Source organism: Streptomyces sp. MGP-BFMKR1 (assembly GCF_057766585.1).
The window spans coordinates 3,552,321-3,572,309 of record NZ_CM173408.1 but is presented as its reverse complement, the minus strand read 5'-3'; the positions used below and the strand labels follow the sequence as shown (position 1 = coordinate 3,572,309).

14 protein-coding genes and 2 pseudogenes are annotated in these 19,989 nt (G+C 72.8%); 11 read left to right on the top strand and 5 right to left on the bottom strand.

Annotated features, from left to right (window positions below; genetic code table 11):
- Window positions 1-41: 41 nt before the first annotated feature.
- Window positions 42-380: pseudogene (locus AC3CHW_RS13595) on the top strand (winged helix-turn-helix transcriptional regulator); the annotation flags it as partial.
- A 497-nt stretch (window positions 381-877) separates the two neighbouring features.
- Here AC3CHW_RS13595 and AC3CHW_RS13590 read toward each other — a convergent pair.
- From AC3CHW_RS13590 to AC3CHW_RS13570, 5 genes are all read right to left on the bottom strand, one after another.
- The gene (locus AC3CHW_RS13590; protein ID WP_488470602.1) at window positions 878-1,894 is read right to left on the bottom strand and encodes a 2-oxoacid:ferredoxin oxidoreductase subunit beta; all 1,017 of its coding nucleotides are present in this window, start codon (window positions 1,892-1,894) and stop codon (window positions 878-880) included.
- 133 nt (window positions 1,895-2,027) lie between these two features.
- Window positions 2,028-3,998, bottom strand: a complete 1,971-nt coding sequence (locus AC3CHW_RS13585; RefSeq protein WP_488470601.1) for a 2-oxoacid:acceptor oxidoreductase subunit alpha — start codon at window positions 3,996-3,998, stop codon at window positions 2,028-2,030.
- Window positions 3,999-4,316: 318 nt separating this feature from the next.
- Complete coding sequence (locus AC3CHW_RS13580; protein ID WP_359321644.1) at window positions 4,317-4,976, bottom strand: LuxR C-terminal-related transcriptional regulator; 660 nt, start codon at window positions 4,974-4,976, stop codon at window positions 4,317-4,319.
- A 256-nt stretch (window positions 4,977-5,232) separates the two neighbouring features.
- Window positions 5,233-6,564 carry a sensor histidine kinase gene (locus AC3CHW_RS13575; protein WP_488470600.1) on the bottom strand — a complete coding sequence of 444 codons (1,332 nt, stop codon included), beginning with the start codon at window positions 6,562-6,564 and terminating at the stop codon, window positions 5,233-5,235.
- Window positions 6,565-6,764: 200 nt separating this feature from the next.
- The gene (locus AC3CHW_RS13570; protein ID WP_488471041.1) at window positions 6,765-7,898 is read right to left on the bottom strand and encodes a sensor histidine kinase; all 1,134 of its coding nucleotides are present in this window, start codon (window positions 7,896-7,898) and stop codon (window positions 6,765-6,767) included.
- Between the two features lie 475 nt (window positions 7,899-8,373).
- Between AC3CHW_RS13570 and AC3CHW_RS13565 the strand changes: the two genes are divergently transcribed.
- From AC3CHW_RS13565 to AC3CHW_RS13520, 10 genes and pseudogenes are all read left to right on the top strand, one after another.
- A complete protein-coding gene (locus AC3CHW_RS13565) occupies window positions 8,374-8,820 on the top strand; it encodes an NADH-quinone oxidoreductase subunit A (protein WP_488471040.1) in 447 nt (148 codons plus the stop codon).
- A complete protein-coding gene (locus AC3CHW_RS13560; protein WP_459248610.1) occupies window positions 8,811-9,464 on the top strand; it encodes an NADH-quinone oxidoreductase subunit B in 654 nt (217 codons plus the stop codon). Before AC3CHW_RS13565 ends, AC3CHW_RS13560 begins: the two co-directional genes overlap by 10 nt.
- Window positions 9,461-11,014, top strand: a complete 1,554-nt coding sequence (locus tag AC3CHW_RS13555; protein WP_488470599.1) for an NADH-quinone oxidoreductase subunit C — start codon at window positions 9,461-9,463, stop codon at window positions 11,012-11,014. The genes AC3CHW_RS13560 and AC3CHW_RS13555 overlap by 4 nt, the downstream gene beginning before the upstream one ends.
- Window positions 11,011-11,973 carry a complex I subunit 1/NuoH family protein gene (locus tag AC3CHW_RS13550; protein WP_381157175.1) on the top strand — a complete coding sequence of 321 codons (963 nt, stop codon included), beginning with the start codon at window positions 11,011-11,013 and terminating at the stop codon, window positions 11,971-11,973. The genes AC3CHW_RS13555 and AC3CHW_RS13550 overlap by 4 nt, the downstream gene beginning before the upstream one ends.
- Window positions 11,973-12,620 (top strand): NuoI/complex I 23 kDa subunit family protein, encoded by a 648-nt coding sequence (locus tag AC3CHW_RS13545; protein WP_488471039.1) that lies wholly within the window; start codon window positions 11,973-11,975, stop codon window positions 12,618-12,620. Before AC3CHW_RS13550 ends, AC3CHW_RS13545 begins: the two co-directional genes overlap by 1 nt.
- Window positions 12,617-13,160, top strand: a pseudogene (locus AC3CHW_RS13540) (NADH-quinone oxidoreductase subunit J family protein); the annotation flags it as partial. The gene AC3CHW_RS13545 and the pseudogene AC3CHW_RS13540, both read left to right, overlap by 4 nt.
- Before the next feature lie 391 nt (window positions 13,161-13,551).
- Window positions 13,552-13,950 (top strand): NADH-quinone oxidoreductase subunit NuoK, encoded by a 399-nt coding sequence (gene nuoK, locus AC3CHW_RS13535; RefSeq protein ID WP_176163466.1) that lies wholly within the window; start codon window positions 13,552-13,554, stop codon window positions 13,948-13,950.
- The gene (locus AC3CHW_RS13530; RefSeq protein WP_488470598.1) at window positions 13,947-15,959 is read left to right on the top strand and encodes an NADH-quinone oxidoreductase subunit 5 family protein; all 2,013 of its coding nucleotides are present in this window, start codon (window positions 13,947-13,949) and stop codon (window positions 15,957-15,959) included. The genes nuoK and AC3CHW_RS13530 overlap by 4 nt, the downstream gene beginning before the upstream one ends.
- A 217-nt stretch (window positions 15,960-16,176) precedes the next feature.
- Window positions 16,177-18,081, top strand: a complete 1,905-nt coding sequence (locus tag AC3CHW_RS13525; protein WP_488471038.1) for a complex I subunit 4 family protein — start codon at window positions 16,177-16,179, stop codon at window positions 18,079-18,081.
- A complete protein-coding gene (locus tag AC3CHW_RS13520; protein WP_488470597.1) occupies window positions 18,081-19,790 on the top strand; it encodes an NADH-quinone oxidoreductase subunit N in 1,710 nt (569 codons plus the stop codon). Before AC3CHW_RS13525 ends, AC3CHW_RS13520 begins: the two co-directional genes overlap by 1 nt.
- Window positions 19,791-19,989: the final 199 nt, after the last annotated feature.

Genomic DNA, 19,989 nt, shown 5'->3' with positions numbered 1-19,989 from the left:
GCGCCCTCGGTGTGCCGAAGGTGCCGGATGTGAACGCGCCGATGTGCCCCTCCCGGCTCGTCCTTGAGCACGTCACCAGCCGGTGGGGAGTGTTGGCGCTGGCGGCGCTGTGGGAGCGGACGCACCGGTTCAGCGAGCTGCGCCGACGCGTCGGTGGCGTCAGCGAGAAGATGCTCGCCCAGACCCTGCAGACGTTGGAGCGCGACGGCTTCGTGCACCGCGAGGCGTACCCGGTGATCCCCCCGCGGGTGGAGTACTCGCTGACCCCGCTGGGGGAGGAGGCCGCGCAGCAGGTGTGGGCGTTGGCTCGCTGGTCCGAGCGCCGGGTCCCGGAGGTGCAGGCGGCGCGGGAGCAGTACGACGCACGGCGGAGCGACAGCGCGCGGGCCAGCGCGGAGCCGGACGCCGGACGCCGCGCGGGGGCGAGGCGGGCACCCGTCGAACCGGGCGGGGCGCCGAACCCCGGTACGCGAAGGAGCGGTCGGCGACGTACGGAGGCGGCGCACGGCGCGCCGTCGGGTGGGGCAGCCAGGTAGCGCGGCCACGAGGTCGGCGAGGCCGAAACCGCAGGCCGGGGTGGTCGGAGAGGGCGCGGGCTGGGGCGGTTTGGCGTACGGGCGCGACCAGGAAACGGGAGCCAGGGTGCGGGGCGCCCGGGTGCGGAGTGGCCAGGCCGTGAGGACGGGCCCGGGCGCGCGACGGCCCGGACCCGATGGGAGGTCGGGTCCGGGCCGTGTCATCCGCGCCGGCGCGCGCCAGCGGCCGGAGGCCGGCGCTGGGGCGCCCGGGTGGGGCGTTGCCCGAGCGGCCACGGTGGGCCGGTGGCCAGCCGGTAGGCCGGCGCGCCGATGCGCGGGCAAGCGCGCCCATGGAATGGCTAGTGGGTGACGGTCCAGGTGTCGTTGCCGGCGAGGAGGGTGGCGAGGTCGCCCTTGCCCTGGGCCTCGATGGCCTGGTCGAGTTGGTCGCTCATCAACGTGTCGTAGACCGGGCGTTCCACGCTCCGCAACACGCCGATGGGGGTGTGGTGGAGGGTGTCGGCGTCCGCGAGTCGGGTCAGCGCGAACGCGGTGGTCGGGGACGCGGCCCGCGCGTCGTGGACCAACACACCGTCCGTGCCGTTCTCCCGCACGTCCACCACGCGCAGGTCTCCACTGGCCTGGTCGCGGACCACGCCCTTGGAGCCCAGTCCGTCTTCGGCGGGGGCGCCGAAGCGGATCGGCTGGCCGTGCTCCAGTCGGATCACGGCCTCCAGCGCGCGGTCCTTGTCCTTGAGGACCTCGAAGGCGCCGTCGTTGAAGATGTTGCAGTTCTGGTAGATCTCCACCAACGCCGTGCCCGGATGGGCCGCCGCCGCCCGCAACACGCTCGTCAGGTGCTGGCGGTCTGAGTCCACCGTCCGCGCCACGAACGAGGCCTCGGCGCCCAACGCGAGGGAGAGAGGGTTGAACGGGGCGTCCAGGGAACCCATCGGGGTCGACTTCGTGATCTTCCCGACCTCCGAGGTCGGGGAGTACTGGCCCTTGGTCAGCCCGTAGATCCGGTTGTTGAACAGCAGGATCTTCAGGTTCACGTTGCGTCGCAACGCGTGGATGAGGTGGTTCCCGCCGATCGAGAGCGCGTCCCCGTCACCGGTGACCACCCAGACCGACAGGTCCCGTCGTGAGGTCGCCAACCCCGTCGCGATCGCCGGCGCCCGCCCGTGGATGGAGTGCATGCCGTAGGTGTTCATGTAGTACGGGAAACGGCTGGAACACCCGATCCCGGACACGAACACGATGTTCTCCCGCGCCAGGCCCAACTCCGGCATGAAGCCCTGCACGGCCGCCAACACCGCGTAGTCCCCACACCCCGGACACCACCGCACTTCCTGATCGGACTTGAAGTCCTTCATCGACTGCTTACCCTCAGCCCGCGGCACCAACGACAACAACCCCCGCCCCCCACCCTCAGCAGAAACGGCAGGCGTGCCAGCGCCGGGTGTGGTGGCTCCGGTGGGTGTGGTGGTTGCTTGGGGCGTGGTGGGGTTAGGCATTGATGGCCTCCTTCAACGCGTTGGCCAACTCCTCGGCCTTGAACGGCATTCCGTTGACCTGGGTGTGGGACCGGGCATCGATCGCGTACTTCGCGCGGATCAACGTCGCGAGCTGTCCCAGATTCATCTCCGGGATCACCACCCGCTCATACGAGGCAAGCACCTCGCCCAGATTCGCCGGGAAGGGATTGAGATGCCGCAGGTGCGCCTGGGCCAACGCCACGCCCTCACCCCGCAACCGCCGCACCGCCGCAGCGATCGGCCCATACGTCGAGCCCCACCCCAACACCAACACCCGCGCCCCACCCGGGTCATCCACCCGTACGTCCTCGACCGCAATACCATCGATCTTGGCCTGACGGGTGCGGACCATCAACTCGTGATTAGCCGGATCGTAGGAAATGTTCCCACTACCATCCTGCTTCTCAATCCCACCGATCCGATGCTCCAACCCCGCCGTCCCCGGCACCGCCCACGGCCGCGCCAACGTCACCGCGTCCCGCTTGTAGGGCCAAAACACCCGCGACCCATCCGCCAACTCATGATTGGGTTCTGAGGCGAACCGCACCCGCAAATCCGGCAACCCCGCCACATCCGGCACCCGCCACGGCTCCGAACCATTGGCCAAATACCCATCCGAGAGCAGGAACACCGGCGTGCGATACACCAACGCGATCCGCGCCGCCTCCAACGCCGCATCAAAACAGTCCGCCGGCGTCGACGGCGCCACGATCGGTACCGGAGCCTCACCGTTACGGCCATACATGGCCTGCAACAAGTCCGCCTGCTCCGTCTTGGTCGGCAACCCCGTCGACGGCCCACCCCGCTGAATATCCACCACCACCAGGGGAAGTTCCAGCGAGACCGCCAACCCGATCGTCTCCGACTTGAGCGCCACCCCAGGCCCCGAGGTCGTCGTCACCGCCAACGACCCACCAAAGGCCGCCCCCAACGCCGCCCCGATCCCCGCGATCTCATCCTCAGCCTGGAACGAACGCACCCCGAAATTCTTGTGCCGCGACAGCTCATGCAAAATATCCGACGCCGGAGTGATCGGGTAAGAGCCCAGGAACAGGGGCAACTCCGCCTGCACGGACGCGGCGACCAGACCGTAGGCCAACGCCAGGTTCCCCGAGATGTTGCGATACACCCCCGCGGTGAACGCGGACGAGGCCGGAGCCACCTCATAGGAGACCGCGAAATCCTCCGTGGTCTCCCCGAAGTTCCACCCCGCCCGGAACGCGGTCACGTTCGCCTGCGCCAACTGCGGCTTCTTCGCGAACTTCTTCCGCAAATACGCCTCAGTACCCTCCGTCGGACGGTGATACATCCACGACAACAGGCCAAGCGCGAACATGTTCTTACTCCGCTCAGCCTCCTTACGACTGAGACCGAACTCCTTCAGCGCCTCGACCGTCAACGTCGTCAACGGCACCCCATGCACCTGGAACGCTTCCAGCGACCCATCCTCCAACGGACTGGTCGCATACCCCACCTTCGCCATCGGACGCTTCGTGAACTCATCCGTGTTCACGATCAACACCGCACCCGCCGGCAGATCCCCCACGTTCGCCTTCAACGCCGCCGGATTCATCGCGACCAACACATCCGGAGCATCCCCCGGCGTCAGAATGTCATGATCCGCGAAATGCAACTGGAACGATGACACACCCGGCAACGTCCCAGCCGGCGCCCGAATCTCCGCCGGGAAATTCGGCAACGTCGACAAGTCATTCCCAAACGACGCCGTCTCCGAAGTAAACCGATCACCCGTCAACTGCATACCATCACCCGAATCACCCGCAAAACGGATAATGACTCGGTCTAGCTGGCGGGTTTCTTTGCCTGTGCCGGCCCCGTGCTGGCCTTCGGCGGGCGTTGGCCCGGTCTGGCTGGCGGCGGCTGAATCGGCCGGCTTGGCGTGGTCGGCCTGCTCGGCCGTGCTGTTGACCTGGCTGGTCACTGCTTCGGACCTCCTTCGAGGCGGCGGCTCGCGACGGGCTGGTTGGCGCCGGGAATGCCCCCGGACCCCGGGCGATGCCAATGGGTCGTCCCTTGCCCATCGTACGTGGGTAAGGGTCACCTTCCCCGGGGCGGATCACATGGTGGACGGTGGTGCGTGCCACATGCGTGGCGCGCTTTGCCACGGTTTGTTCGCCCTTTGCGTCCATTCCCGGGCGGGCTCTGTCATCGCTGCGGTGGTGTTCTCCGCCGGACTTTTGTTGTACGACTCGCTCGGCCGACCGGCGTGCATTTGCTCCGTCCGTCGATCGGCCGGTTGTCAGGAGTTGATATAGGTGAGCACGGCCAGTACGCGACGGTGGTCGCCGTCGCTCTGGGAGAGGCCCAGTTTCAGGAAGATATTGCTGACGTGTTTCTCCACGGCGCCGTCGCTGACCACGAGCTGGCGGGCAATGGCGGAATTCGTCCGTCCCTCGGCCATAAGTCCTAGGACCTCGCGCTCGCGCGGCGTCAGACCGGCCAGCACGTCCTGCTTGCGGCTGCGGCCGAGGAGCTGGGCGACCACCTCGGGGTCGAGGGCCGTGCCGCCCTCGGCCACCCGGACCACGGCGTCGGCGAACTCGCGGACCTCGGCCACCCGGTCCTTGAGGAGGTACCCCACCCCGCGGCTGCTGCCGGCCAGCAGCTCCGTGGCGTACTGCTCCTCGACGTACTGCGACAGCACCAGGACGCCCAGGTCGGGGTGTTCGCGCCGGAGCTGCACGGCGGCGCGCACGCCCTCGTCGGTATGGGTCGGCGGCATGCGTACGTCCGCCACCACCACATCCGGCAGCGCGCCCTCCGCGGCCAGCGCCGCCACCGACTTGAGCAGCGCCTCAGCGTCGCCCACCCCGGCGACGACGTCGTGTCCGCGGTCGGTCAAGAGCCGGGTCAGGCCCTCCCGAAGCAGCACCGAATCTTCGGCGATGACCACCCGCACCCTTGCCTCCACAGTGTTCTTGCCCCCCGGCACCGACCCCTTGGGGCACAGCATCTCAGCAATCAGTCCCGGAGCGGCGTGCTCCGGGACCGAATGCCGAGATGTAGGGGGACGTTTTCCCGCCCGACGACCAGGGGCGTCAGGCGTCCTGGGGGGAAGGTGAGGTTGCGCGGCGCACCGCAGGGGGCGACCAGGGGTGGTCTTTCGCGCCGCTACGGGGCCACCGCGTGTTTGACCGCCGCGGCGCCGGCGGGGCTCAGCCCCGCCAGGGCAGCTCGGCCGTGACCGTCGTCGGGCCGCCCACCGGGGAGTCCACGACCAGCAGGCCGTCCACCGCGTCGAGCCGCTCGGCCAGACCGGCGAGGCCGGAGCCCGCCGAGGTGTCCGCTCCCCCCTTGCCGTCGTCCGTGACCTGCAACATCAGCCGGGTGTCGGCACGCCACACGTCGACCCCGGCCGTGCGGGCCTGGCTGTGCTTGCTGATGTTCTGGAGGAGTTCGGAGACGGTGAAGTACGCGATGCCCTCGATCGCGGGGGCCGGCCGCGCGGTGAGGTCCACGAGCACCTTCACGGGGACGGTGCAGCGGGCCGCGAGGGCGGAGAGGGCGGGGCCGAGGCCGCGGTCGGTGAGGATGGCGGGGTGGATGCCGCGGGCGAGGTCGCGGAGTTCCTGGAGGGCTATCTTCACTTCGCCGTGGGCTTCGTCGACCATTTTGGCGGCGGCTTCGGGGTCTTCGGTGAGTTTTTCCTTGGCGAGGCCGAGGTCCATGGCGAGGGCGACGAGGCGGGCCTGGGCTCCGTCGTGCAGGTCGCGTTCGATGCGGCGCAGGTCGGCGGCGGCGGTGTCGACCACGACGCCGCGATCCGACTCCAGCTCGGTGACCCGGCTCGCGAGCTGCGACGGGCCGAGCAGCCCGGAGACCATCAGCCGGTCCACGAAGGCCATGCCCCGGATCATCCACGGCGCGGTCAGCACGAACGCGGTACCGACCGCGCTGGTGAACGCCAACTCGAAGGCGGTGTCCAGGTAGAAGCCGTTGTCCCCGTCCGACCAGAGCTGCATGCCGGGCTGGTCCGAGTAGCGCGGGATGGTCCAGTGCCACAGCGGATAGGTCAGCAGGACCCAGCCGTTCACGGTGACGACCACGCTGATGACGAAGGTGCACAGCGACCACGGGAGGAGCAGCACGGCGTACAACAACTGCCGCCACGAGTCGCCGCTCTTGAGCATCGCCCCCATCCAGGCGAACGCGCCGTGCTTGTCGCCCGGGCGCAACACGGGGGCGGGCGCGGCGACGTCGTGGCGCAGCAGCAGGCGGGCGCGCCCCCGCTCCACGACGCCGAGCCCCCGCGCCCCGAGCAGCGTCAGGGCCAGGATCGGCACCCCGAGGAAGGTCACCAGCAAGCCGACGCCGAGCGAGAACATGACGATCGCGTACGTGAAGGTCAGCAGGGCGATCGGCAGGTTGAGGAGGAGGTGGCACAGCTCGCGCCAGGTGCGGGCCTCGAAGGGGGCGCGCAGGCCGGCCGGCAGCCGGTGGCTGCCCAGCTCGGCACTGTGCGGATCAGATCCGTATGCGGTAGCCATCTCTTCGTCCGTCCTCCGGTCCTTCGCCCGTGCCGCCACGTGCGGCTCGGAGGGCGCCTCGCCCCTGAACTACCTCAAGGCTGTCGGACCGGGCAGGTTTCGACCATGGAGGCCGTCGCCCTCTTCGGGAGGGGGTTTTCCCTACCCCGACCGGTGGGTCCCCGGTACCCGACCGTGTCCCTGGCACCCTCCCGGGCCCGCTACGGGGTGCGGTCGCGCCAGGGCAGTTCGGCGGTGATCGTCGTCGGGCCGCCGGCCGGCGAGGCGATGACGAGCAGGCCGTCGACCGAGCCCAGCCGCTCCGCGAGCCCGGCCAGCCCGCCGCCGCTGGTGTCGGCGCCGCCCACGCCGTTGTCCCACACCTGGACCAGCAGCCGGTGCTCGGTACGCCACAGCTCGACCGTCGCCGCCCGGGCCTGGCTGTGCTTGCTGATGTTCTGGAGGAGTTCGGAGACGGTGAAGTACGCGATGCCCTCGATCGCGGGGGCGGGGCGTTCGTCCAGGTCGACGGAGATGGTGGCGGGGACGGTGCAGCGGGCGGCCAGTGAGGAGAGGGCGGGGCCGAGGCCGCGGTCGGTGAGGATGGCGGGGTGGATGCCGCGGGCGAGGTCGCGGAGTTCTTGAAGGGCTATCTTCACTTCGCCGTGGGCTTCGTCGACCATTTTGGCGGCGGCTTCGGGGTCTTCGGTGAGTTTTTCCTTGGCGAGGCCGAGGTCCATGGCGAGGGCGACGAGGCGGGCCTGGGCTCCGTCGTGCAGGTCGCGTTCGATGCGGCGCAGGTCGGCGGCGGCGGTGTCGACCACGACGCCGCGATCCGACTCCAGCTCCGCGATGCGCCGCTCCAGCTCGTCGGAGGGCGAGAGCAGCCCGCGCACCATCGCCCGGTCCACATGGGCCAGGCCGCGCGCCACCCACGGCAGCACCGGCCAGGCGACGAACAGGCCGACCAGCGTGACGGTGAAGGTCAACACGTCCCACGGCAGGCGTACGAGCAGGTAGAGCGTGTGCCGCCAGCCGACGGTGTCCTTCAGGCTCGTCCACAGCCAGGGGAAGAAGCCGCCGTGCGTGCGGTGCCGCAACGGGCTCGGCTCGTCGACGTGCACGTCGAGCAGCACCCGGGCGCGCCGCCGCTCGAACTTGCCGATCTGCCGGCTGCCGAGCAGCCCGAGCGCCAGCATCGGCAGCCCCACGACGGTGATCGACAGGGCGACGCCGGTGAAGAACCAAGTCGCCACGTAGACGAACCCGACCATGCCCACCGGCAGGTTGGTGAGCAGGTGCGCGATCTCGCGCCAGGTGGCGCCCGGGAACCCGAAGGCCGGCGGGCGCGGCAGCCGGTCCTGGCCTTCCGTGGCCTCGGTGGCTCCGGTCGTGGCCCCGGCCGTCCGGCCGGGCTCGGCGGCGGTCGCGGCGGGGCGCGCGGTTTCGTGGCCCGCGCCCGGCGCGGGGTGACGACGAGCGGTGGTGGCGCGGCCGTCGGTCTGGGTGCCGGGGGCGGTGCCGTCGGACGTGGCACCGGACACATTCACAGGTGAATCGGCCGCAGGTCTGGCGTTCATACCCCAAGCCTGCCGGGCCAAGTCCCCAAAAGGCCATGGGGAAAGTCCACCCGGCGACCTGGGGATAACCCCACCCCCTGTGGACAGGCTGGCCATCGGGGTGCGCGCAGGGCCTAGACTCCCGTCCGTATGGATCGCCGGTACCGCCTCGCGGAAAGCGGCGGTGAGCTGGGCGGCAAGCATCCACCAGGCCGAAGAGCGGCAGAGGGAGCGAGGGACGGACGTGACGTATGTGACGGACGTGCCGGAGATGGCGGTCGCGCCCGCCGGCGGGCCCCCGGCCCACGGGGCGGCGGTTCCCGCCGCGGACACCCCCACCCAGTGGGCCGCCGCGTACTTCGACGGCTACTCGACCGTCGGTCTCCTCGCGGTCGTCGGCGTCCTCTTCCTGGCCGTCGCCTTCGTGGGCGGCCGGCTGCTGCGCCCCGTGGTGCCGACGCCGGAGAAACTGCTCACCTACGAGTGCGGCGTGGACCCGGTCGGCGAGGGCTGGGCACACACCCAGGTCCGCTACTACGTGTACGCCTTCCTGTACGTGATCTTCGCGGTGGACTCGATCTTCCTCTTCCCCTGGGCGACCGTCTTCGCCGAACCCGGCTTCGGCGGCACCACCCTGGTGGAGATGTTCGTCTTCCTCGGCTTTCTGACCGTTGGCCTGTTGTACGCATGGAAGAAGGGCGTCCTCGAATGGACGTGACCCCCAAGGCGACCCCCGTGGACCTGCCCACGCCCACGGTCGCGCGCCCCGCTGACGCCGTGCGCGGCGCGAGCCGGCTCGGCCCGCTGGCCCGGCTGGCACCCGAACCGATGAAGGTCATCCTCAACTGGGGCCGCCGCTACAGCCTCTGGGTCTTCAACTTCGGCCTGGCCTGCTGCGCGATCGAGTTCATCGCCGCGTCGATGGCCCGGCACGACTTCATCCGGCTCGGCGTGATCCCCTTCGCGCCCGGGCCGCGCCAGGCCGACCTCATGCTCGTCTCGGGCACGGTGACGGACAAGATGGCGCCCGCCATCAAGCGGCTGTACGAGCAGATGCCCGAGCCGAAGTACGTGATCTCCTTCGGCGCCTGCTCCAACTGCGGCGGCCCGTACTGGGACTCCTACTCCGTCACCAAGGGCGTCGACCAGATCATCCCCGTCGACGTGTACGTGCCAGGCTGCCCGCCCCGCCCCGAGGCGCTCCTCCAGGGCATCCTCAAGCTCCAGGAGAAGATCGCCGACGAGTCGCTGGCGGGCCGCTACCCGCACGGCCCCGCGCCGCGCCCCTCCGCCGACGCGCTGCGCAGCTCGCTGGTGCCGGCGCCGGAACGGCGGGAGCCGACCGGGGAGGACGCGCGATGAGCACGCCGGACGATCCCGGGCGGGCCGCGGACGCGGTCAGCGCGGGCGACGCGGCCACGGCCCGAGCCGCCGCCGACGGCGGGGACGCCGTGGGCGGTACGGGGCCCGGCGCCGAGCCGACGGCGCCGGTGGGCTGGTTGCCGCGCTCCGCAGAAGACCTGTTCGGCGCCGGCGCGCGCGCCGAGGAGACGTACGAGCTGCTGACCGTCGACGTGCCGGCCGAGTCCTGGATCCCCGCGCTCCAGGCCGCCCGCACCGAGCTGGGTTGCACCTACTTCGACTGGCTGAGCGCGGTGGACGAGCCGGGCACGGGCCTGCGCGTCGCCGCGCACCTCGCCGCCCTGCCCACCGCCGACGCGGTGGCCCGGGCGGAGCGCGCCGCGAGCGCCGGCGCGCAGGACGGCGCTGAGCTGCCCGAGCACGCGCCGGGCGGCGCCGAGCCGGCCGGCCCGACGGGGCTGCGGCGGCTGCTGGTCCGTACGACCGTTCCGCACGACGCGCCGACGCTGCCCACGGCCATCGACGTCTACCCGGGCGCCGCCTGGCACGAGCGCGAGACGCACGAGATGTTCGGCGTCGACTTCACCGACCACCCGAACCTGGTGCCGCTGCTGCTGCCCGACGGGTTCGAGGGCCACCCGCTGCGCAAGGACTTCGTGCTGGCGGCGCGGGTCGCCAAGGCGTGGCCGGGCGCCAAGGAGCCGGGGGAGTCCGACCACGGCGGGCCCAAGCGGCGGCAGATGCTGCCGCCCGGCGTGCCCGACCCCAACGACTGGGGCCCGCTCAAGGGCCAGCTCCCGCCCGCGCCGGCCCGCCCGGCGCGCGCCGCACGCGCGGCGGGCGGACCGGGTGCCAAGGGCGACCGCCCGGTCCGGCGCACCCGTTCGGCGAGCGCCGGCTCGGCCAGCCAACAGGCCGCGACCGACGCCCCGGCCGCCCAGGGCGCCGCCGACGAGCCGGGCCAGGAGGGCGCCGCGCAAGCCGGCGCGCCCGCCACGCGCCCGCCCCGGCGCGCCCGGAGCGCGAGCGCCGGTTCGGCCAGCCAGCGAGCCGCGGGCGAGGAGCACGCCGGCGCGGACGAGGCCGCGACCCCCGCGGCGCGCCCCGCCCGGCGTACCCCCGACGCCCCGTGGCACGACGCCCGCCCGGCAACCGACACGCCGTCGGTAAGCCGGGAAGGCCCGGCCGCTCCGCGCGCCACCACGCCCGCCCCGGACGCCGAGGCCACGCCCGGCTCGACCCCCGAGGTCCCCGCGGCCACGCCGGCCCCGGGCCCCGAGACGCCGCCGGCCGCGCCCACCGCACCCGGTGAACAGCCGGCTCCGGCCGCGCCCACCGAGGCGGGCGGCGCGGGTGGGCCCGAGCCCGCGACCCCGTCCGAGCCGGAGGCCAAGGCCGCGACCGAGGCCGAGAGCAGGCCCGAGCCCGCGCCCGCACCCGGGGGCGAGAGCGAGTCCGGGCCCGAGGCCGAGGCCGAGCCCGGGGGAGAATCCGCGCCTGAGAACGGGTCCGCGGACCGTGGCGGACGGGCTGACGGAGGCGACGCATGAACGACACCCTCGAAGTCGCGCTGCGACTGCTCGCCGTCTTCGTGATCTTCCTGGTGTTCCCGCTGGTCATCGGCCAGACCGAGCACAAGGTCATGGCCCATATGCAGGGGCGCCTCGGCCCCATGTACGCCGGCGGCTTCCACGGCTGGGCCCAGCTCGTCGCGGACGGCGTGAAGTTCGCGCAGAAGGAGGACGTCGTCCCGGCCAACGCCGACCGACGCGTCTTCCAGCTCGCGCCCGCCGTCGCGCTGCTGCCGTACCTGCTGGTGCTCGTCGCCATCCCGATCGGCCCCGACAACGCCGTCGGCGAGGTCATCGACGCGGGCATCTTCTTCGTCCTCGCGGTGATGGGCGTCGGCGTGCTCGGCTCCCTCATGGCGGGATGGGCGTCGGCCAACAAGTTCTCCCTGCTGGGCGGCCTGCGCACCGCGGCCCAGCTCCTGGCGTACGAGCTGCCGATGCTGCTCACCGCCGCCTCGGTGGCCATGGCCGCCGGCACGGTCTCGCTGCCCGGCATGCTCGACGCCTTCGAGTGGTGGTGGGTGCCGTGGCAGATCGTGGGCGGCGTGGTGTTCTTCGTCGCCGGCCTCGCCGAGCTGCAACGGCCGCCCTTCGACGCCCCGGTGGCCGACTCCGAGATCATCTTCGGCGCGTACACGGAGTACACCGGCCTGCGCTTCGCGCTGTTCATGCTCGCCGAGTACGCCGGGATCGTCGTGCTCTCGGGGCTGACGGCCGTGCTCTTCCTCGGCGGCTGGCACGGGCCCTTCGCCGATGAACTCGGCTGGCTGTGGACGCTGCTCAAGACGCTGGCCCTGGCGTTCGTCGTGATCTGGCTCCGCGCGACCTACCCGCGCCTGCGCGAGGACCAGTTGCAGAAACTCGCCTGGACCGTACTCATCCCGCTCGCGCTGGCCCAGATCGCCCTGACCGGCGTGGTGAAGGTGGCGATCAACTGATGGCACTGGACGACCTGACGCAGAAGAAGTCCGGTTGGCCCGGCTCCGGCCTGGCCAAGGGGCTGGCCGTCACGCTGCGCACGATGACCCGCAAGACGCACACCGCGCAGTACCCCGACACGCTGCCCGAACTGCCGCCGCGCAGCCGCGGCGTCATCGGGCTGTTCGAGGAGAACTGCACGGTCTGCATGCTCTGCGCGCGCGAGTGCCCCGACTGGTGCATCTACATCGACTCCCACAAGGAGACGGTGCCCGCGGCCACCCCGGGCGGCCGGGAGCGCAGCCAGAACGTGCTCGACCGCTTCGCCATCGACTTCGCCCTGTGCATGTACTGCGGTATCTGCATCGAGGTGTGCCCCTTCGACGCGCTGTTCTGGTCGCCGGAGTTCGAGTACGCGGAGACCGACATCCGGGATCTGACCCACGAGCGGGACAAGCTCCGCGAGTGGATGTGGACCGTGCCCGAGCCGCCCGCGCTCGACCCCGGGGCCGAGGAGCCCAAGGAGATCGCCGCCGCGCGCAAGACGGCCGACAAGCTCGCCGCCGCGCAGGCGGCCGAGGCCGCGGCGGCAGCCGCGCCCGGCCCCTCGGACGCGCCCGGCGAACCCGGCGCTCCCGGTGCCCCGGGTGAGGGAGCGCCCTCATGACCCTCGCTGCGGGCCAGGGCTTCCTCTCGCCCACGGGCGTCGAGATCGCCTTCCTCCTCGTCGGCGTCGCGACGCTCGGCGCGGCCATCGTCACCGTCACCACCAAGCAACTCGTGCACGCGGCACTGTGGCTCGTGGTGGCCCTCGGCGGCCTGGCCGTCGAGTACCTGCTGCTCACGGCGGAGTTCATCGCCTGGGTGCAGGTGCTGATCTACGTCGGTTCCGTGGTCGTCCTCCTGCTGTTCGGGCTGATGCTGACCAAGGCGCCCATCGGGCGGTCACCGGACGCGGACTCCGGCAACCGGTGGGCCGCCCTCGCGGTGGCACTCGCCGCCGCGGCCACCCTGGTGTGGGTGGTCGTGGACGCCTTCCGCTCCACCTGGATCGACCTGGACAAGGCCACGGCCGGCGCCGAGGCCGGGGCCGGCTCGACCCGGGTGACCGGCGAGTTCCTCTTCCGGCACTGGGTGCTGCCGTTCGAGGCGCTCTCCGTCCTGCTGCTCGCCGCGCTCGTCGGCGCCATCGTGCTCTCCCGCAGGGACCGCGAGGACCCCAAGGCCGGCGGCACCGCCGGCCGCGGAGCCCGCCGGAGCGGCGGCACCGGCCCGTCGAGCGGCCGGTCCGGCCGCCGACCCGGCGTACGGACCACCGGAACCGGAGCGACCCGGATCGGTGCCGCCGGCACCGGCACCGCGGCACCCGGCGCGCCGACACCCCGAGCCTCGGCAGGCCGGACCCCGGCCGGTGCGCGGGGGAACGCCGCCGGTCAGGCCCCCGCCGACCGCGGCACCGCCGCCCCCCGTACCCACGTCCCCGGCGCCGCCGCGACCGACCCCGCGGTGAGCGGGCCCGCCGTCACCGAGCCCGTCGAACCCGCCAGCTCCGCCGGCGACGACGCTGCCGAGCGCGCCCCCAGGGAGGGCACCAGCTGATGCACCTCGTCTATCCCGCCGTGCTCGCCGCCCTCCTCTTCTGCGTCGGCCTCTACGGCGTACTCGCCCGGCGCAACGCGATCCTGGTCCTGATGTCCGTCGAGCTGATGCTCAACGCCGTCAACCTCAACCTGGTCGCCTTCGACGTCTGGCTCCGCGACACCCTGCACGCGGGCCAGGCGCTCACCCTGTTCACCATCGCCATCGCCGCCGCCGAGATCGGCATCGGCCTGTCCATCGTGCTGCTCGTCTACCGCAACCGCGGCACCTCCGATGTCGACAGGCTGCGCGACCTCGCCGACGTCCCCACCGCTGCCGACAGCATGCCAGGCACCACTGACAATGCCCCCGACGTCGCCGACGGCAAGCGTCTGACCAGCGGAGAGGCCGCCGCGTGACGACCACGACCACCGCCGCCCTCGTCCCCCTGCTGCCCTTCCTGGGCGCCGTCGCGGGGCTGTCGTGTGGCCGCCGCGCCCCCGGCTTCGTCCGGCCGCTGGCCGTGCTGCCCACGCTCGCCGCCGCCGTGCTCGCCGTCGTCGTCGCCGTCCGGCAGGGCGGCGACGCGCCGATCGACGCGGCCACCAAGCTCACCGACACCGGCTCGATCCCGATCGACCTCGCGCTGCACGTCGACGGCTTCGCCGCGCTCGTCGCCATCCTGGTCGCCACCGTCGCCACCTGCGTCCAGAGCTACTCCGTCGGCTACCTGCGCACCGACCCGCGCTACCCCTCGTACGCCGCGCTCGTCTCCCTCTTCACCTCCGCGATGCTGCTCGTCGTCTACTCCGACGACCTGATCGTGCTGCTCGTCGGCTGGGAGGTCATGGGCATCTGCTCGTACTTCCTGGTCGGGCACTACTGGGAGACGGCCGCCGCGCGCTCGGCCTCGCTCAAGGCGTTCCTGGTCACCAAGCTCGGCGACGTGCCGTTCCTGATCGGCATCTTCGCGCTGGCGGCCGACGCCGGGACGTTCCGGATCAGCGAGATCTACGCCGGGCTGACCGGCGGCGGCCACACGCTCGACCACCCGACGGTCATCGCGCTGCTGCTGCTCGCCGGCGTCGCGGGCAAGTCGGCCCAGTTCCCGCTGCACACCTGGCTGCCGGACGCGATGGCCGGCCCGACCCCGGTCTCCGCGCTGATCCACGCCGCGACGATGGTCGCGGCCGGCGTCTACTTCATCGCCCGGCTGCTGCCCGTGTTCGCCGCGTCCGCCGCCGCGCTGGCCGTCCTCGCCGTCATGGCCGCCGCCACGATGGTGGGCTCCGCGCTCGCCGCGCTCGCCCAGGACGACATCAAACGCGTGCTGGCCTACTCGACCGTCGGCCAACTCGGCTACATGACCGGCGCGCTGGCCGTCGGCGACCGCGGCGCCGCCGTGTTCCACCTGATGTCGCACGGCGCGTTCAAGGCCCTGCTCTTCCTCGGCGCGGGCGTCATCATCCACGCCGCCGGCACCAACTCGCTCGCCGCCATGTCCCGGATGGGCGGCCTCGCGCGCCGTATCCCCGACGCGTACTGGACGATGAGCGTCGCGCTGCTCGCGCTCGCCGCGATCCCGCCGTTCGCCGGCTTCTTCTCCAAGGAGGCGGTGCTCGGCGCGGCCGAGTCCGTCGCCACCGGGCACGGCGCCACCGAGCCCGCGTACGACGTGCCCGGCGCCGTCGGCTGGGTCGTGCTCGTCGCCGGCCTGGTGACGGCCCTGCTCACCGCCGGGTACGCCGCCCGGCTGTGGCTCCTCGCCTTCCGCGGCAGCGGCCCCGAGGCGCCCGACCACGGCAAGCAGCCGCTCGCCATGAACGTCGTGCTCTGGGTCCTGTTCGTGCCGGCCGCCGGGCTCGGGGTGGCCACCGGCCACCTCCCGAGCTGGTTCGACGACCACTCGCTCGACCCGACCCTGGCCACCTCCGTGCTCGGCACCGGCTTCGCCCTGGTCGGCGGCATCATGACGTACGCGACCTGGCGGCACACCACCGCGCTCGCCGGCCGGCCCCCGCTCGGCGCCGTCGCCGCGCACCCGCGGGCCGAGCCCGCCGTCTCCGAGGCCGAGGCCATCGCCACCCACGAGCCCGCCTACGGCAGCATCGCCTCCGCGCCCGACCCGGCCGACCCCGGCCGGCTCCTGCTCGGCCCGCTGCACCGGCACGCGGCGGTCGGCTTCCACCTGGACGCGCTCTACGCGGCGGCCTTCGTACGCCCCGTACGCGCCGCAGCCCGCCTCGTCCGCTTCCTCGACCGCGAGGTCGTCGAGACGTACGTCAGGGGTGCCGCCACCGCGCCCGGGCTGCTGGGCGCGGCCGTCCGCAGGACGCAGACCGGCAACGTCCAGACGTACCTGAGCGCGCTGCTCGCCGGCTCGCTGGTGCTCGTCGTCGCCGTCGTCGTCACCGCGACGGGAGGCTGAACCATGCCGCTCCCCCCGTACGCCGCCACCCACGAAGCCGCCGGCCGTCACCCGTACGGCGTAGCCGCGCCGGGTCCGTCTTACGCCCCGCCCGGACGCCGTCCGCTGCCCGGCCCGATCGCGCGCGCCGCACAGCCGGCCGACCGGCCCGGCCCGCTCCGGGTCGACCGCCACCCGGCCGCCACCCCGAGGAGCCTTTGAGGTGAGTCAGAACGTGATGCAACTCCTCCTCGCGGCCATCGTCGTCCTCCCCCTGCTCGGCGCGGTCGCCGCGCTGTTGCCCGCCCCGCCCGGACTGCGCGGGCGCGACCCCGAGCAGGCCGTGCTACGGCACGGCGTCACCGTCACCGGACTGGTCCTCGTCCTGTCCGTCGCCCTCGCGATCGGCTTCGACTACGACCGTGCCGAGGCGATGCAGGCCACCACCGACGTCCGGTGGATTCCGGCCCTGGACATCCGCGTCCACCTGGGCATCGACGGCATCTCGCTCCCCCTGCTCGTCATGACCGCGCTGCTCACCTTCCTCTGCGCGCTCTACAGCTACTTCCGGATGCCCCCGGGTGGCTCCCCGATGGCGTTCGTCGCGCTGCTCCTGGTCCTGGAGGCCGGCACGCTCGCCACCTTCGCCGTCCTGGACCTGATCCTCTTCTTCCTCGCGTTCGAGATGGTGCTCATCCCGATGTACTTCCTGATCGCCCGCTGGGGCGGCCAGGAGAACACGGCGGGTGCTACTCCCACCGCGGCCCAGGCGCCGGCCGGCGCCGACGCCCCGGCCGGCAGCGACCGCGAGCGGGCCGCCTGGCGGTTCATCCTCTACACGCTGCTCGGTTCCGTCGTCATGCTGCTCGGCCTCCTCCTCATCGGACTCAAGGGCGGCACCTTCGACATGGTGGCACTCGCCTCTGACAACGGGGCCGGGCTCAGCCACTCCACGCAGGTCATCGCCGTGCTCGCGATCGGCGTCGGGCTCGCGGTGAAGGCCCCGATGTGGCCGCTGCACAGTTGGCTGCCCGACGCGCACACCGCGGCCCCCACCGTGGGCTCCGTACTCCTGGCCGGCGTGCTGCTGAAGATGGGCACCTACGGCCTCGTCCGCATCGCGCTCCCGATGGCCCCCGACGGCGCCCACACCCTCGCGCCGTACCTCGCCGCCTTCGCCGTCGTCGGCATCCTCTACGGCTCCCTCGCCTGCCTCGCCCTGGCCCTGCCCACCTCGGACCGCGACGACAGGCTCGGCCCAGCCGCCGCGCTGACCCCCGCCCGTCCCAAGGCCGACCTCAAGCGCCTCATCGCCTACTCCTCGGTCGGCCACATGGGCTTCGTCCTCCTGGGCATCGCCACCCTCACGCCGACCGGCGTCAACGGCGCGCTGTTCGCCAACATCGCGCACGGCCTCATCACCGGCCTGCTGTTCTTCCTGGTCGGTGCCCTCAAGGAGCGCTTCGGCAGCACCGACCTCGACCTGCTCGCGGGCGGCGCGCGCGCCTCGGGCGCCGCGCTGTACGGCAGGGCTCCGCGCCTCGGCGGCCTGCTGGCCTTCGGCGCCGTCGCCTCGCTCGGCCTGCCCGGCCTCGCCGGCTTCTGGGGCGAGATGCTGGCCATGTTCGGCGCGTACGAGCCGGCGGACGGCCTCAGCCGCCCCGCCTACCTCACCTTCCTCGCACTCGCCGGCCTCGGCACCCTGCTGACCGCCGCGTACCTGCTGATCGTGGTGCGGCGCGTGTGCATGGGCGAGCCCGCCGCCGGCGGCGCCCTCGCCGCGGCCGGCGCCCCGGCGCCGGACGGCACGCCCCCCACGGCGGTCCCGGCCGCCGTCGGCGCCGCCACGGCGGCGAGCGGTACGACCCTTACGGCCGAGACCCCGCCCGACGCCGCGCCGACCGCCACGGCACCGACCGACGCCGCGCCGTCCGACACCGGCTCGCCCGGCCTCGCGTCGCCCGCCGCCGTGGCGACCGTCGGGAGCCCGCGCCGCGATGACGCGATCGCCGACGTCCGAGGCCACGAACTCGCCGCCTGGGCGCCGCTCGTCGTCCTCACCGTCCTCGCCGGGCTCTGGCCCGCGGCCCTGCTGGGGCTGACCGACCCGGCCGTGCAGCACCTCCTCGGAGGCGGGAGCTGATGAACACCACCGCCGCGAGCGCCGTCCAGTCCATCGACTGGCTGGCCATCGCCCCGCCCACCCTCACCGCCGTCGTCGGCCTCGTCGTGCTGGTCGCCGACCTGTTCCTGGCCGAACGGCACAAGCCGCTGCTCGGCTGGGTCTCGATCGCCGGGCTCGCCGTCGCCGGACTGTCCCTGCTGCCGCTGCGGGGCGCCGACAAGGCGACGTTCTGCCTGGTCTCCGACGGTGACGTGTGCAGCTACGTCGCCGACGACTTCACCGTCGCCATCCAGCTCCTGGTACTCGGCGGGGCACTCCTGACCGCCCTCCTTTCGCTGCACACCGTGGCGGAACAGAAGCTTCCGGCCGGCGAGTACTGGTTCCTGCTGCTGTCCTCCGCCGCCGGCGCGGCACTGCTGCCTGCCTCCCGCGACCTGGCCACCCTCGTCATCGCCCTCGAGGTCGCCTCCCTCCCGGCCTTCGCCCTGGTCGGCCTGCGCCGGGACGACCGCCGCTCCTCCGAGGCGGCGCTCAAGTTCTTCCTGTCCTCGGTCGCGGCCACCGCGGTCACGCTGCTCGGCGTGAGCTTCGTCTACGCCACCACCGGCAGCATGCACGTCGCCCGCGTCGCCGACGGCCTCACCCACGTCGACCCGCGCCTGGAGACCCTCGCGCAGACGGGCGTGGCCCTCACCCTGATCGGCTTCGCCTTCAAGACGGCGGCCGTCCCCTTCCACTTCTGGGTCCCCGACACCTACGTCGGCGCACCGCTGCCGATCGCCGCCTACCTCTCCGTCATCGGCAAGGCCGTCGGCTTCACCGGCCTGATCGTCGTGACCGTCCGCGCCTTCCCCTCCTACGCGGACGTGTGGGGGCCGGCGACCGCCGTGCTGGCCGCGCTCACCATGACCGTGGGCAACGTGGCCGCGCTGCGCCAGCGCCCCGAACACGCGCGCAGCGCCGTACGCCTGCTGGCCTGGTCCTCCGTCGGCCAGGCCGGCTATCTGCTGGTCCCCATCGCCGCGGCCGGCTACGCCGACTCCACCGCCGAGGCGGAGCACGCGATCGGCGCCACGGTCGCCTACGCGCTGATGTACGCCGCGGTCAACCTCGGGGCGTTCGCCGTGGTGGCGCTCGTGGCCCACGCCGCGACCCGCCCCGGGACCAGCACGGGCCTGCGCCTCACGGACCACCGCTCCCTGTACGCCACCCGCCCGCTGGCCGCCCTCGCGCTCGGCTTCTTCCTGCTCTGCCTGGCCGGGCTGCCGCCGGGCGTGATCGGCCTGTTCGCCAAGGTGGCCGTCTTCTCCGTGGTGGTCGACGCGGGCCTGGGCTGGCTCGCCGTCGTCATGGCGGTCAACGTCGTGATCGCGCTCTACTACTACCTCCAGTGGACGGCCGCCCTCTTCCGCGCGCCCACCCCCGCCGAGGCCCCGGCCACCGCGACCCCCGCCCCGGGCTCCGGCCAGCCGGCCGTCTCCACCTCGGACGCCGCCGCCGACTCCGGCGCACCGTCCGGGCCGGGCCCGGAGGCCGGCGCGCTCGCGGTACGCACGGCGGCCCCGGCCGGCGAACGCGCCCGCGCGACGGACGCCACGGCGGACGGCGCCCGGCCCCGGGTCCCCGCCTCGTTGACCGCCACGGTCGCCCTGACCGCCGTGGTCGGCGTCGCCCTGTCCGGCGCCCCGCAGCTCGTGCTGCACTTCGCCTCCGGGACCCTCTTCTAACCCGCGCGGCCCCCGCACCCCACCGCCCCGCCCGGCCCCGCCGTCACCCGGCTGACCTGCCGCGATGCCGGGGAGCTGGGCAGGCCGTACGCCGAGCCGCCCGCCCGCGGCCCACGCCAGCACCCCGCCGCGCCCCGGCGGGGCCGCTGTCCGCACCCCCGGCACAAGGGAACTAGCCCCTCTCATCTGGCGTTGACCA